Raw genomic sequence first — 14,294 nt, 5'->3', positions numbered from 1 at the left:
TGCGCGTTTCGCGCTTGTTGTCAGACGCTGTGCGCGCCTTTCATTTTGTCGTCAAGTTCTCAAGCAAAAGAAGCGGGAGGGCAAGCCCTCCCGCTTCTGCAATCCGGTGATGGGGTCAGAAAAAACCGGCATCAACCCGATACGTCCGGGTCTCAGTCGCCGTAGACGTCGAACGGGAAGTACTTGGCGTTGATTTCCTGGTATTTGCCGCTCTTGCGGATGGCCGCGATCGCCGCGGTGAACTTGTCGGCGAGCGGATCGCCCTTGCGCACCGCAATGCCGGCGCCTTCGCCGTTGATGACCGGGTCCAGCGGCAGGGTGCCGAGCAGCTTGCAGCAGGCGCCGTCAGCCGTCTTCAGCCATTCCGACAGCACCACCACGTCGTCGATGACGGCGTCGATACGGCCGTTGGCGATGTCGAGCTTGTATTCGTCGGCCGTCGGGTAGAGCTTGACCTCGCTGTCCTTCATATGCGCTTCGGCATAGTTGGAATGGGTCGTGGAACCCTGGGCGCCGAGCGTCTTGCCGGCCAGCGCTTCGGCCGTCGCTTCCTTGATGTCGGAATCCTTCGGCACGACGATGGCCGGCGGCGTGTTGTAGTACTTCTTGGAGAAGTCCACCTGCTGCTTGCGCTCGGCGGTGATCGACATGGACGCGACGATGGCGTCGAACTTCTTGGCGATCAGGGCGGGAATGATGCCGTCCCAGTCCTGCGTGACGAAGGTGCACTCGGCCTTCATTTCCTCGCAGAGCGCCTTGGCGATGTCGATGTCGAAGCCGGTCAGCGTGCCGTCCGACTCGAGGTTGTTGAAGGGCGGGTAGGCGCCTTCCGTGCCGATCACGATCTTCTCGCCCTCAGCCATCGCGGAGGAGGCGAAGAGGGCGATGACCGCAGCCGAGGCTGCGAGCGTGAAACGTTTGGAAATACGCATGTTGATCCTCTCTGTTGAAGGCTCTCGGGTTTTTCTTGTTGTCCGGGCCTTGATGTAAAGCAGGCGGGGTGCCCGCTTGGATGGATAATCGGCCTGTTTGCGCGTAAAAATCAACTCCTTTTGCGCCGTCATTCCGCCCCCTTTCAACGACAATTTCCGCGCACCTCTGGTCTTGGCGGCGGCGCGACCTATCTCGTCGCTCACCGCTGGCCGTTCAGCCACGGTTCAGGCAGGCATGACTAGGCCTTTAGAGGAAGACGGGCGACTCGCCGATCGGCAACAAAGAATGCCGGCGGCAGGCTCCCGACACTAACAAGACGGGACACCGTGAGGACAAAACGATGACTTTCCGCTCAAAACTTTTCGCAACCGTGGCGTTCCCGGTGCTTTCCGCGTCGCTGATCGCGACGCCGGCACTCGCCGATGCCCTCATGAAGCCGTTCGAAGTCGCCCAGGACAGCGGCGAGCAGGCCCAGCCGTCCGAAGAAGAGCTGCTGCAGCAGCGCCAGGCCGAAGAACAGCGCGCCGCCGAGGAAGAGGCGCAGCGCCAGGCCGAGGAGCAGCAGCGCGCCGCCGAGGAAGAAGCCCAGCGTGCGGCGGAGGAGCAGCAGAAGGCTGCCGAGCAGGAAGCCCAGCGCCAGGCTGAGGAACAGCAGAAGGCCGCTGAGGAAGAAGCTCAGCGCCAGGCCGAGGAACAGCAGAAGGCCGCTGAGGAAGAAGCTCAGCGCCAGGCCGAGGAACAGCAGCGTGCCGCCGAGGAAGAAGCTCAGCGCGCGGCCGAGGAGCAGCAGAAGGCCGCCGACGAGGAAGCCCAGCGCGCGGCCGCCGAGCAGCAGAAGGCTGCCGACGAGGAGGCGCAGCGTCAGGCCGAGGAACAGCAGAAGGCCGCCGACGAGGAAGCCCAGCGTGCGGCCGCCGAGCAGCAGAAGGCCGCCGATGAGGAAGCCCAGCGTCAGGCTGAAGAACAGCGGAAGGCCGCCGAGGAACAGCAGCAGCAGACCGAGCAGCAGCAGCCGGCGGAAGAACAGCCCGTCGAGCAGCAGCCGGCTATCGTGACCGACGAGCAGCAGCAGCCTGCCGACGGCAGCACGGCGGAGCAGCCCGCTGAAGGCGGCACCGAGCAGCCGGCAACGGCTGAAACCGGTGAGACGCCCGCCGCAGAGCCCGTTCCGGAAGTCGTCGATACGCTTTCCACGGAAGAGAAGCAGGCCATCGCGGAAGACCCGGGCAAGACGGACGAAACGGTCGTGCTGCCGGTCGAAAACGGTGCTGCCGTGCTCGACAGCGACAAGGACGCCGACAATACCGGTGGCCGCATGAGCCGCGAGGAGCGCCGCAAGCAGCGCGAGGAGCTGCGGGCCCAGGAAGAGGTTCCGCTGCCGGTTTCCGACGATTCGGCGCAGGCCGAAATTCCGCAGGAGGTCCGCGAGGCCGTTCCGCAGAAGATCGAGGCCGCCATCAAGGAAGAGGGCCAGCGTGTCGACGCCGCGCCGGTCTTCGCGGTGCCGGAGACGACCAACATCGTCAACAACACCGTGATCAACAACACGGTCATCAACAACAACACCGTGAACAACAACACGGTGAACAACAACGTGACGCAGGTGAACGTGGTCGAGACGATCGACAACCGCACCGTTCTGTCGGTCGGCAACCAGCTGATCGTGCGTGGCGACGACCGTCCGCGCCTGCGCCGGGATTCCGAGGAAGTCTATTACGACGAGCTCGCCCGGGGCCGCACGCGCGAAACGATCGTTCGTCCCGGCGGCGTGCAGATCATCACGATCTACAACCGCTATGGCGACGTCATCCAGCGCTCGCGCATCGGCCGCGACGGCCGCGAGTATATCCTCGTCTATGCGCCGGAACTGGAAGATGATGCACCGCGCCCCGACCTCGTGGACGTCGGCTACGAGCTGCCGCCGATGCGCCTGCGCATTCCGCTGCGCGACTATATCGTCGACACATCGAGCGACCCGGACCGCGACTACTACGAGTTCCTCTCCGAGCCGCCGGTGGAGCGGGTGGAGCGCGTCTACACGATCAACGAGGTAAAGCAGTCTGCCCGCCTGCGTGACAAGGTCCGCCGTATCGACCTGGATACCGTGACCTTTGCCACCGGCAGCGCGGAAGTGCCGATGTCGCAGGCACGCACGCTGCGCAAGGTCGCAGAGGCGATGTCGAAGATCCTCGACAAGGATCCGGGCGAGACCTTCCTCATCGAAGGCCATACGGACGCCGTCGGCTCGGACAAGTCGAACCTCGTCCTGTCGGACCGCCGCGCCGACTCCGTCGCCAGCCTGCTCACCGAGGTCTACGGCATTCCGCCGGAAAACCTCCAGACGCAGGGTTACGGCGAGCGCTTCCTGAAGGTGCGCACGCAGTCTGCCGAACAGCAGAACCGCCGCGTGACCATCCGCCGCGTGACCACGCTGGTCCGCCCGGTCGCCAGCGCCAACTGATCCGGCCTCACGCCGCTTTGCAAAACGAAAAACCCGCCGGTGGAAGCCGGCGGGTTTTTCTTTGGTCCTTCGAGTTGTTCAGGCCATGCGGGGCCGCGTTGCGTCAGGCGGCGTGATGCCGGCCGAGGCCGTCCTCGCGGATCAGGTCGAGATCACGCGTCTTGAAGTGATCGATCTTCTCGTTGAGGATCTGCACGCGGCGGCGCAGGCCGTGGATTTCGGCGGTGTTCTCCTCGACCATGGTCGCGTTCTGCTGCGTGATCAGCTCGACCTGATGCACGGCCTGGTTCACCTCGTTGATGCCCTCGTACTGGGCGGCGGCGGCATGCTCGATCTTGCTCACCAGCGAGTGGATGGACGAGATGTGCTGGTTGATGACGGTCAGGGCCTCGCCCGTCTCGGTGACGAGGGACACGCCGTTGCGCACCTGTGCGGAGCTGTCGGAGATAAGGCCCTTGATCTCCCGGGCGGCACCTGCGCAACGCTGGGCGAGTTCACGCACCTCCTGCGCCACGACCGCGAAACCGCGGCCGGCCTCGCCGGCGCGGGCCGCCTCGACGCCGGCATTGAGCGCCAGAAGGTTCGTCTGGAAGGCGATCTCGTCGATGACGCTGATGATGGTGCTGATCTTCTCCGAGGACTTGTTGATCTGGTCCATGGCGTCGACGGCCTTGGCCACGACGTCGCCGGAGCGGCGGGCGTAGTTCTGGGTCTCATCGACGGAGACGGCGGTCTGCTGCGCGCTTTCGGCCGTCGAGCGGACGATATCGGTGAGCTGACGCAGCGCCCGCGAGCTTTCCTCAAGGGCGGCGGCCTGCTGCTCCGTGCGGCGGGCGAGGTCGTCGGCGGAGGTGGCGAGGTTGCCGGTGCCGCTGTTGATCTCCACCGTCGTGGCGCGAACGTCCGACAGCGTGACGCGCAGCGCCTCCACGGCATTGTTGTAGGTGCGCGCCATGGCGACATATTCGGCAGCAAGCGCCTCCGTCATGCTTTCCTCAAGGTTGCCGGCGGCGAGCTGGCCGAGCACGTTGGAAAGCGCCGTCAGCGCCTCGGTCTGCTCCGCCTCGATGCGGGCACGCTCGCTGGCGCGGCGGGCCTGTTCCTCGGCCGTCAGCTGGCGCTGGGCTTCGGCTTCCTGCTCAAGGCGGATGTTTTCGAGCGCGGCGTCGCGGAAGACGGCGACCGAGCGCACCATGTCGCCGATCTCGTCGCCGCGGTTGCGGCCGTCGATGGAGATGTCGAGGTCGCCGGAGGCGAGGCGCGACATGGCTTCCGTCACGCGCTTGAGCGGGCCGCGCAGCGTTTCCACGAGCATCAGGCCGCCGATGATGGCCAGGAGCGTGCCGGCGACCATGGCGATGATCGAGACATTGGCCGAACGCTGGCTGTCCTGCTTGCCGGCTTCCTGCGCGCTGGAGACGAACTGCTCGAGCGTCTGGCTGGCGTCGGCGACGGAGACATAGGCGCTGGCGCGGGCGGCCTGCCAGGTCTCGCCGACGGCAATCAGGTTCTGCGTGCCTTTCTCGACGCGCTCCAGCGACGGTGCGAGCTTCTGGGAGAGATCGCGCAGGGCGGCGTTCTTGGCGCCGAGCTTGGCGAGTTCGGCCGCGCTGGCGGACACGTTCTTCACGTCGGCCAGCACCGCGTCGCGGCTCGTCTGATCGAGCTTGCGGTGGAGTTCGCTGATATGCAGGCGGGTCTCGCCGATCGCCTTGAACGTATCGTTCATCAGGGAGATCAGCGTCTTCAGCGTCGCGATTTCGGCATCCATGCCGACGAAGCGCTTGGCGGCGGTGTCGGAATTGGCGCCGGCGGCCTTGGTGAAGTCCGCCTCGTACTTGGCGAGCTTGCCGAGGACGGGCACGAATTTCAGCTTCTTGCCTTCGGCATCGTCGCTGCCGGCGAGGATCGCCTTCACGGCCTCGATTTCGGCCTCGAACGGCTTGATCTGGCCAAGCGCCTTCTCCGAGGCGATCGCCTTGGACTCGCCCAGCTGCTTGACGAGCTGCGGCAGGTAGGTCTCGGCGGCCTTTACCTTGTCCTCGGCCTTCATCGCCAGCGCGACGGGCTTGCGGAACTTGCCGATGCGTTCGGCAAGGCCCTGATAGGCCGCGGCGTCGAACAGCAGGGCCTTGGCGAAGGCTTCCTTTTCGCCCGATTCGCCGCGGATGACGTCGATCTGCTTTTCGGCGAACTCGCCGTCCTTGGTCATCGCTGCCAGCGCGCCCTCGAGGTCGGCCGTCACGGCGTTGCGTTCCTGGTCGATGGCCCAGAGGTTTTCGGTCTGGCCGCGCATGGTGGTGGCGAGCGCGACGACCGAGGCGATCTTGGCCTTCTCCGCTTCGTCGGGAAGGAGGGCTTGGAGATCCTGGATGCCGGCCTCCTGCTCGTCGATGCGCGCGGCGAGCGCATCGCGCGTCGCCTGGCTCGGCCTGTCGGAAAAGTCCTGCAGGGCGGTGCGCAGGTTCTGGAAGTGCGACAGGCTGTTGATCGTCTCGCGCGTGACCGTCATGTGGCCGTTCAGCGTGCTCGCAGTGAAATATCCCACGAGGCCGATACCCGCGATCAGCGCGATGAGAGGGATAACGAACAGCAGCACCTTGGTGACGATGCGGCGCTGTTGCAGCAGGCGATCGATGAAGGACATGGCTTCCCCGGCATGTTTATGACGATCAACATTCCCGGGGGTGATCACAAAAAACGGAAAGGGCCACTCATGCCCTTGCGTGGGCGCGGCCTGCCTTCCGTCGTTCCGTGGCATTACCGGTCGTTCATCCGCCGGCATGCCTTCACCCGTCGCATCATGCGATCGTTCATTGGGGTGCGGTAACGATAGGCGCGGAAGTTTAATGAAATACTTCCCGCAAGCGGCTGAAATTCAGGCTTTTCCAGACAATTGTACCGGTTCCGTGCCCAAGACGGCAGCAAAAGCCCGTTCTTTGGTCAAAGCAATGCTTCATTGAGCGGAATCGGGGATGCAAGCGGCGAGTATCCGGCTTATGACTGACGCGGATATGCATGGAATCATTCTTCATGAGCCTTACCGCAAATACCAGGGGGGCGCTCTTCATGGTCGTCGCCATGGCCGGCTTCACCTGTAACGACGCGCTCGTCAAATCCGTCACCCACAGCATGAATGCGGGGCAGATCCTGTTCATACGCGGGCTGATGACGAGCGTGCTCGTTGTGGGCATCGCGGCCTGGATGGGAGCGATCTGTTCCTGGCGCGTGCTCGTGCAGCCAGCGGTGCTGCTGCGTCTGGTGGCGGAGATCGTCGCTTCGCTCGCCTATGTCTCGGCGCTCGGGGCCATGCCGCTTGCCAACACGTCGGCCATCCTCCAGTCGCTGCCGCTTGCGGTGACGCTCGGGGCGGCCCTTTTCCTTGGAGAAACCGTGGGATGGCGGCGCTGGGCGGCGATCCTTGCCGGCTTCGTCGGCGTGCTGATCGTCATCCGGCCGGGGCCGGAAGGATTTTCGCTGGCCGCGATCTATGTCGTCGCGTCGGTCATCGGGGCGGCCGCGCGCGATCTTTCCACCCGCCGGATAAGCAGCGACGTGCCGTCGATCTTCATCAGTGCGGCGACCGCGATCGCCATCACCCTGGTCGGCGGCGCGCTGGTCGTGCCGCTCGGCGGCTGGCAGCCGATGACGCTGGAGACGCTCGCACGCCTGGCGGGGGCAAGCGTGCTGCTTCTCGTCGGCTACCAGACCATCGTCAACGCCATGCGCATCGGGGAAATCTCGTTCATCGCGCCGTTCCGCTACACGTCGCTGATCTGGGCGATGACCATCGGCTTCCTGGCCTTCGGCGAGGTCCCGGATTTCTGGATGGCCGTCGGCGTGGCGATCATCGTGGCGTCGGGGCTCTATGCCTTCTCGCGCGAGAATATCCGCAAGCAGGTGCCGCTCGCGCAGCAATCGAAGCCTGAATCGCCATGACGGGAGCAAAGGAGGAGCGGGGGCTATGGCGGATATGATACCCGGTATCGTGCTTGCCGGCGGCCTGTCGTCGCGCATGGGGCGGGACAAGGCCGGCATCCGGCTTGGCGGGATTTCGCTGCTCGATCACGCGATCCGGCAACTGCGGCCGCAGGTTTCCACCATCGCCATCAACGCGAACGGGCCGGTCGTGAGCGCGGAAGGCGAGGGGCTGGCGGTCTTTCCCGATCTCGATGCCGCGCGCTCCGGTCCGCTCGGTGGTGTGGCTGCGGCGCTCGACTACGCGCGCCGCCATCATCCGGACGCCCGCCATGTCGCGACGGTGCCGACGGACAGCCCGTTCTTTCCCGCCGATCTCGTCGCGCGCCTGCATGACGCGGCCGATGCGCCGGACCGGATCGTCGTTGCCCGGTCGGCGCATGGCCTGCATCCGGTCTTCGCGCTCTGGCCCGTCGCTGTTGTCGACGACCTCTCCGCATGGCTCGCAAGCGGTGCCGTCCTGCGGGTGCGCAGCTTCCTCGATCGCCACGACGCGCGGGAAATGACCTTCCAACCGGTCGAGACTCCTGCGGGGCCGCTCGACCCCTTCTTCAACATCAACACGCCGGACGATCTCGACGCGGCGGAACGTTGGCTTGAGGTGCTGAAACGATGACACGACCGAAGATCTTCGGCATTGCCGGCTGGAAGAACTCCGGCAAGACGGGGCTTGCGGTGCGCCTCGTGACGGAACTGGTCGGGCGCGGCTACCGGGTCTCGACCATCAAGCACGCCCATCACGACTTCGATATCGACAAGGTGGGCGCCGACAGCTACCGGCACCGGCAGGCGGGCGCGCATGAGGTGACGATCGTTTCGGGCACGCGCTACGCCATCATGCACGAGTTGCGCGGCACGCCCGAGCCCTCGTTCGAGGAAATCCTCGGCCGGCTGGCGCCGTGCGATCTGGTGCTGATCGAAGGCTACAAGCGCGAGCCGATCCCGAAGATCGAGGCGCGGCGGCTGGAATCGGCCAACCGCGAACCGCTTGCGCCCACCGATCCGCATATCGTGGCCATCGCGGCCGACCATGCCGTGGCGGATACGGCGCTGCGGGTCTTCGACCTCGACGACACGAAGACGATCGCGGATTTCGTGGTGGCGGTGACGGGCCTCGACGGCTGACGGCCTCAGCCGCCGGTGACGCTCATGTGGCGGGCGACGGCGGGGCGGTTACGACGGTCGATGATGAAATCGTGGCCTTTGGGCTTGCGCCCGATGGCCTCGTCGATGGCCTGCGAGAGCAGGGCGTCGTCGTCGGAGGCGCGCAGCGGCAGGCGCAGGTCGGCGGCGTCGTTCTGGCCGAGGCACATATAGAGCGTGCCGGTGCAGGTGAGGCGCACGCGATTGCAGCTTTCGCAGAAATTGTGCGTCATCGGCGTGATGAAGCCGAGACGTCCACCGGTCTCCTCGACCGTCACGTATCGCGCCGGGCCGCCGGTGCGGTAGGCATTCTCGGTAAGCGTGAATTCCTCGGCGAGGCGGGCACGCATCTCCGACAGGGGCAGGTAACGGTCGGTGCGGTCTTCCTCGATCTCGCCCATCGGCATGGTCTCGATGAGGGTGAGGTCCATGCCGCGACCATGGGCCCAGCGCATCAGGTCGGGGATTTCGCGGTCGTTGAAGCCGTTCAGCGCCACTGCGTTGATCTTGATCTTGAGGCCGGCGGCCTGGGCGGCATCGATGCCCTCCGTGACCTTGGAGAGATCGCCCCAGCGGGTGATGGTCTTGAATTTCTCCGCATCGAGCGTGTCGAGCGAGACATTGATGCGGCGCACGCCGCAATCGGCAAGCTCCGCCGCATGTTTGGCGAGTTGCGAGCCGTTCGTGGTCAGCGTGAGTTCGTCGAGGGTGCCGGCGTGGACGTGGCGGCCGAGTTCGCGCACCAGATGCATGATGTTCTTGCGCACCAGCGGCTCGCCGCCGGTCAGCCGCAGTTTGCGCACACCCTTTGCGATGAAGGCGCAACAGAGCCGGTTCAGCTCTTCCAGCGTGAGGAGGTCCTTCTTGGGCAGGAAGGTCATGTTCTCCGCCATGCAATAGGTGCAGCGGAAATCGCAGCGGTCGGTGACCGAGACGCGCAGATAGGTGACGGCCCGGCCGAAGGGATCGATCATCGGGGCGGCGGATTGCGCGACGGGGTCGGCGCCGTTCCAGGGGCCAATATGCGAATTCAAGACACGTTCTCCATGACCGTCATGTCGTGCGCGACGGCCGCATCGTCAAGCCGGTGCGGCGATTATGACAGCATTTTGCGCCTTGCGCATCCCCGGCTTGCGGCATAGTCCTTCGCGAAAGCGTGAAGAAAGGAATGGACATGGGCGATCTCTGGCCGACCGAACTGCGTGTCTCCAAGGACCGCCAGCGCCTTGTCGTCACCTTCAACGACGGCGCAAGCTTCGACCTTTCCGCCGAGCTGCTGCGCGTGCTTTCGCCCTCGGCCGAGGTGCAGGGCCATGGACCGGGCCAGAAGGTGACGGTCCCGGGCAAGCGCAATGTCGCCATCCTGTCGATGACGCCGACGGGCAATTATGCCGTGCGCATCGGTTTCGACGACCGTCACGATACCGGCATCTACACCTGGTCCTATCTGCGGGAACTCGGGGAAAAGGGGGCCGATCTCTTCGCCGACTACGAGCGCGAGCTTGCGGAGAAGGGCATGAGCCGCGATATATCGGAAAAGCCGCGATAACCGGACAGCCCGTCGGGGGCGGTGTCCAGCCAGCCCGGACGGGAGATGCCCTTGGCCGCAGAAGCGAATGCAAACGATCTGACGCAGGTCGTCGTCCTCCTTGCGGCGGGCGTCGCGGCGGTTCCCATCTTCAAGAAGATCGGCCTCGGCTCGGTGCTCGGCTATCTCGCAGCCGGCCTCGTGGTCGGACCGTTCGGCTTCGGCTTCTTTGCCGATCCGCAGGCGATCATCCATGTCGCCGAACTCGGCGTGGTGATGTTCCTCTTCATCATCGGCCTGGAGATGCAGCCGTCGCGATTGTGGGGCATGCGCAAGGATATCTTCGGGCTCGGGGCGATTCAGGTGATCGGCGCGATCGCCGCGCTGACCTGTATCGGCCTGTCCTTCGGCTTTCCGCTCATTCCCTCCTTCGTGGCCGGCACCGGCTTCGTGATGACCTCGACTGCCATCGTCATGCAGATGTTGCAGGAACGGGGAACGATGTCCACGCTCAAGGGGCAGCGCATCATCGCCATCCTGCTCTTCGAGGATCTCGCCATCGTGCCGCTGCTCGCCATCGTCGCCCTCCTGGGCACGGGGGCTTCGGCGGCCGATGCGTCCGACCGCTGGATTTCCGTCGGCATCGCCATCGGCGCCGTCGTCGCGCTGGTGCTGGCGGGGCGTTATCTGCTCAATCCGCTGTTCCGGGTGCTGGCATCGTCAGGCGCGCGCGAGGTGATGACCGCTGCGGCGCTGCTCGTCGTGCTCGGCTCGGCGCTCGCCATGCAGGTATCGGGCCTCTCCATGGCCATGGGGGCGTTCCTCGCCGGCGTGCTGCTCTCCGAATCCGCCTTCCGCCATCAGTTGGAGGCCGATATCGAGCCGTTCCGCGGCATCCTGCTCGGCCTGTTCTTCCTGGGCGTCGGCATGGCGATCGATCTCTCTGTCATCGCGGCCAACTGGCAGCTCGTCGCGGCCAGCGTCGTCGGCTACATGGTCGCCAAGATGCTGCTGATCTACGTTGTGGCCCGGTTGCTCGGCACCTGTCACGCCGAAAGCCTCGAGCGCGCGGTGCTGATGGCGCAGGGCGGCGAATTCGCCTTCGTCCTCTATGCGGCGGCCGTGTCGGCCGGCATTTTCGACGTGCGGTCCAACGCGATCCTGACGGCGACGATCATCATCTCGATGATCCTGACGCCGCTGATGGTGATCGCCCACGACCGGCTGGTGCCGAAAAAGGCGCCGTCGACCGAAGGATTGACGCTGCCGGAGAATGTCGAGGGCACGGTCCTCATCATCGGCTTCGGCCGGTTCGGCCAGATCGTCAGCCAGCCGCTGCTGGCACGCGGCTACACGCTGTCGCTGATCGACAAGGATGCCGAATTCGTGCGCGATGCCTCCGAGTTCGGCTTCAAGGTCTATTACGGCGACGGGGCGCGCATCGATATCCTGCACGCGGCCGGCGCCGGAACCGCCAAGGCGATCCTGATCTGCGTGGACGACAAGGAGGCCGCGCTCAAGATCGCCGAGGTGGTGAAGGGGGAGTTTCCGCTCGTGCCGCTCCTGGCGCGCGCCTTCGACCGCGGCCATGCGCTGGACCTCGTGCATGCCGGCGTCGACTTCCAGATCCGGGAGACCTTCGAATCGGCGGTGGCCTTCAGCCGCGAAACGCTGAAGGCGCTCGGTGAAGACGACGACGTCGCCGAGGATGTGGTGGAAGACTTTCGCGACGTGGACCGCGAACGCTTCGCGATGGAGACGGTCGGCGGCATCTATGCCGGCCGCCAACTCATTCGCGGCAATGCGCAGCCCGCCGACATCATCGCGGCGCGTACCGGCCGTGCACGCGCAGCCGCGGAAGAGGAGCGGCATCGCCACGAGGAAGAACAGGAAAATTGACGTTTCGAAAACGTCTCTAGCGACTCACCAAAATATGCGTCATGTCTAATTAAAATCGACATGAGGCGCTCATGAACAAGGGTAGGCTCGAGGCATTCAGCGATGGCGTCATCGCCATCATCATCACCATCATGGTTCTTCAGCTGGCCGTGCCGAAAGAGCCGACATTGGCGGCTCTCGTGCCGATGGTGCCGATATTCCTCGGCTACCTCCTGAGCTTCGTCTATGTGGCGATCTACTGGAACAATCATCACCACCTGCTCACCGTCTGCGGAAACGCCAGCGGCGGTGTTCTGTGGGCGAACATGCACCTGTTGTTCTGGATGTCGCTCATTCCCTTCGTCACGGCCTGGATGGGCAACAATCCGTCGGCGCCGATCCCGACGGCCCTTTACGGCGTCATCCTGCTTCTGACGGCCGTCGCCTACGAGATCCTGCAGATACGGATCGTGGCCGTCCATCCCGACAAGTCGCGCATACGCAGCGCGCTGGGGCGTGATTTCAAGGGGCGGTTTTCGCCCGTGTTCTATTTTGCCGCCATCGTGCTGGCCTTTGTCTCACCCGTGATTTCCCACGTGCTCTATGCGGCGGTCGCGCTCCTGTGGATCGTGCCCGACCGCCGCCTCGAACAGCTCTATCAGAAGGACGCGCCATGACGGCAAGCGAGGACCAGCGTTTCATCCATTCCGCCTGCCTGCGTGTCCGCGGCACGGCGAGCGAGGGCAAGGTCGCCTTCGCCGAGCTCTTCTTCGATCTCGTCTTCGTCCTGACGATTATCCAGCTCTCCCATTCGCTGGCCGCGCACTATTCACCGCTCGGTCTCGTCGAGGCGGCGCTGCTGATGCTGGCGATCTGGTGGGTGTGGATCTACACGACCTGGGCGACGAACTGGCTGGATCCGGACAAGTCGCCGGTGCGCCTGCTGCTGTTCGTGCTGATGTTCCTGGGGCTTCTGCTTTCCATTGCGATTCCCACGGCCTTCGGGTCCGGCGGGCTGCTCTTCGCGCTGACCTATGTCGCCATGCAGGTCGGGCGCTCCGCCTTCACCGCCCACGCCATGCGCCGCGATTGGCCGGAGAACAGCCGGAACTTCACACGCATCACCGTCTGGACGATCTTCTCGGCGGTGTTCTGGATTGCCGGCGCCCTCGTCGAGCATGAGGCGCGGCTGGCGCTCTGGCTCGTTGCGCTTGCCATCGAATATGCGTCGCCGGCGCTCGGTTTCGCCGTGCCGGGACTTGGCCGCTCGTCCGTCAGCGACTGGCAGGTCTCCGGCGAGCACATGGCGGAACGCTGCGCGCTCTTCGTCATCATCTGCCTTGGCGAGACCATCCTCGTCACGGGGCGCACGGTCGCGGGCATGGAACTGCTCGACGGCTTCACCATCTTCCTGCTGCTCATCGCCTTCGTCTCGACGGCGACCATGTGGTGGATCTACTTCCGGTTCGGCCATGGCGAGGCGGCGCATCTGATCGAGCATTCGCCGACGCCCGGCCGCATCGCCCGCATGGCCTTCACCTATGCGCATATTCCGATCGTCGCGGGGATCATCCTGTCGGCGGTGGCCGAGGAATTCGCGCTCGCCCATCCGCTGGGCCACCTCGATGCGAAGACGGCAAGCGCCATCATCGGCGGACCCGTGGTCTTCCTGCTCGGCAATATCTGGTTCAAGGCGACGATCCGCCGGCGCTCGCCGCTCTCGCACATCGTCGGCGTCGCCGCGCTCCTAGCGCTTTCCGTCATCGTGCCGTTCGTGGAGCCCTACCAATTGTTCATGGCGGCAGGGATCGTGCTCTTCGGCGTGGCGCTTTGGGAATTCTTCTCGCTGAAATCCACCCCGGCGGACGCGCTCACGCAGGCCTAACCGTCATCGGCATCGTCCGCGGGCTCCATCGTCTGGAGGATGCGGATGATGTCCTCCATGGCGTCGGCGACCTGCAGGCAGCGATCCTCCGGCGTGCGGGACAGGGTGCGCTCGATGAGGCCGGTCTGGATCGCCATGGCCTGCATCGTCAGGTCTCGGCCGCTCCCTGTCAGCGAAAGACGCAGGACGCGCTTGTCCTTCGCATCGGGCCGGCGCTCGATGAGGCCGCGCTTTTCAAGCTGCGGCAGAAGCATGCTCATGTTCGAACGGCCGACCAAGAGCTTGCGGGCAAGCTCCTGCTGCGAGATGCCGTCGAAGCGATAGAGGTTGATCAGGATGTCGAGATGCGGCGTCTTGATATCGAGGTCCGCGATCGCGCGCGTCATCGCCTGCTGCATGAGCTGGCAGGCCCGCGCCACGCCGATCCAGCTGCGAAAGCGCGGATGATCCCAGGGAAAGGCTTGATTTTCGTTCATCGTTGTACTTTA

At 64.9% G+C, this 14,294-nt stretch carries 12 protein-coding genes; 8 read left to right on the top strand and 4 right to left on the bottom strand.

Annotated elements, in window-relative coordinates; all coding sequences use genetic code 11:
• Positions 1 to 152: 152 nt before the first annotated feature.
• Positions 153 to 932, bottom strand: coding sequence for an ABC transporter substrate-binding protein (locus B5M41_RS07445; RefSeq protein WP_134650003.1), 780 nt, complete (start codon positions 930 to 932; stop codon positions 153 to 155).
• A 341-nt stretch (positions 933 to 1,273) separates the two neighbouring features.
• Here B5M41_RS07445 and B5M41_RS07440 point away from each other — a divergent pair, with 341 nt between their 5' ends.
• Positions 1,274 to 3,394, top strand: a complete 2,121-nt coding sequence (locus B5M41_RS07440; RefSeq protein ID WP_134650002.1) for an OmpA family protein — start codon at positions 1,274 to 1,276, stop codon at positions 3,392 to 3,394.
• A 103-nt stretch (positions 3,395 to 3,497) separates the two neighbouring features.
• Here the strand turns inward: B5M41_RS07440 and B5M41_RS07435 are convergent, their stop codons facing one another.
• Complete coding sequence (locus B5M41_RS07435) at positions 3,498 to 6,041, bottom strand: methyl-accepting chemotaxis protein (protein ID WP_134650001.1); 2,544 nt, start codon at positions 6,039 to 6,041, stop codon at positions 3,498 to 3,500.
• A gap of 386 nt (positions 6,042 to 6,427) precedes the next feature.
• On the opposite strand from B5M41_RS07435, the gene B5M41_RS07430 reads away from it, so the two are divergent.
• Genes B5M41_RS07430 through mobB form a run of 3 tightly spaced genes read left to right on the top strand, consistent with a single transcriptional unit; the run spans position 6,428 to position 8,497 of the window.
• Positions 6,428 to 7,333 (top strand): DMT family transporter, encoded by a 906-nt coding sequence (locus B5M41_RS07430; protein ID WP_134650000.1) that lies wholly within the window; start codon positions 6,428 to 6,430, stop codon positions 7,331 to 7,333.
• Between the two features lie 25 nt (positions 7,334 to 7,358).
• Entirely contained in the window at positions 7,359 to 7,988 is a 630-nt protein-coding gene (gene mobA, locus B5M41_RS07425) for a molybdenum cofactor guanylyltransferase MobA (RefSeq protein WP_134649999.1), read from the top strand.
• On the top strand, positions 7,985 to 8,497 hold the full coding sequence (gene mobB / locus B5M41_RS07420) for a molybdopterin-guanine dinucleotide biosynthesis protein B (protein WP_134649998.1): 513 nt from the start codon (positions 7,985 to 7,987) through the stop codon (positions 8,495 to 8,497). Before mobA ends, mobB begins: the two co-directional genes overlap by 4 nt.
• 5 nt (positions 8,498 to 8,502) lie before the next feature.
• Here mobB and moaA read toward each other — a convergent pair whose 3' ends face one another.
• The gene (gene moaA / locus B5M41_RS07415; protein ID WP_230640028.1) at positions 8,503 to 9,489 is read right to left on the bottom strand and encodes a GTP 3',8-cyclase MoaA; all 987 of its coding nucleotides are present in this window, start codon (positions 9,487 to 9,489) and stop codon (positions 8,503 to 8,505) included.
• Positions 9,490 to 9,689: 200 nt separating this feature from the next.
• Between moaA and B5M41_RS07410 the strand changes: the two genes are divergently transcribed.
• The 4 genes from B5M41_RS07410 (at position 9,690) to B5M41_RS07395 (ending at position 13,806) form a co-directional block, all read left to right on the top strand.
• The gene (locus B5M41_RS07410; protein WP_134649996.1) at positions 9,690 to 10,064 is read left to right on the top strand and encodes a gamma-butyrobetaine hydroxylase family protein; all 375 of its coding nucleotides are present in this window, start codon (positions 9,690 to 9,692) and stop codon (positions 10,062 to 10,064) included.
• Between the two features lie 45 nt (positions 10,065 to 10,109).
• The gene (locus tag B5M41_RS07405; RefSeq protein ID WP_413713161.1) at positions 10,110 to 11,942 is read left to right on the top strand and encodes a monovalent cation:proton antiporter-2 (CPA2) family protein; all 1,833 of its coding nucleotides are present in this window, start codon (positions 10,110 to 10,112) and stop codon (positions 11,940 to 11,942) included.
• Positions 11,943 to 12,013: 71 nt separating this feature from the next.
• Entirely contained in the window at positions 12,014 to 12,598 is a 585-nt protein-coding gene (locus tag B5M41_RS07400; RefSeq protein WP_134649994.1) for a TMEM175 family protein, read from the top strand.
• The gene (locus B5M41_RS07395) at positions 12,595 to 13,806 is read left to right on the top strand and encodes a low temperature requirement protein A (RefSeq protein ID WP_134649993.1); all 1,212 of its coding nucleotides are present in this window, start codon (positions 12,595 to 12,597) and stop codon (positions 13,804 to 13,806) included. The genes B5M41_RS07400 and B5M41_RS07395 overlap by 4 nt, the downstream gene beginning before the upstream one ends.
• Here the strand turns inward: B5M41_RS07395 and B5M41_RS07390 are convergent.
• Positions 13,803 to 14,282: a MarR family winged helix-turn-helix transcriptional regulator gene (locus B5M41_RS07390; RefSeq protein ID WP_134649992.1), complete on the bottom strand. Its 480-nt coding sequence runs from the start codon at positions 14,280 to 14,282 to the stop codon at positions 13,803 to 13,805. The genes B5M41_RS07395 and B5M41_RS07390 overlap by 4 nt on opposite strands.
• Positions 14,283 to 14,294 lie beyond the last annotated feature (12 nt).

The organism is Shinella sumterensis (genome assembly GCF_004514425.2).
GTDB lineage: Bacteria > Pseudomonadota > Alphaproteobacteria > Rhizobiales > Rhizobiaceae > Shinella > Shinella sumterensis.
The sequence above is the reverse complement of the archived record's forward strand: the minus strand, read 5'-3'. Positions and strand labels throughout refer to the sequence as shown.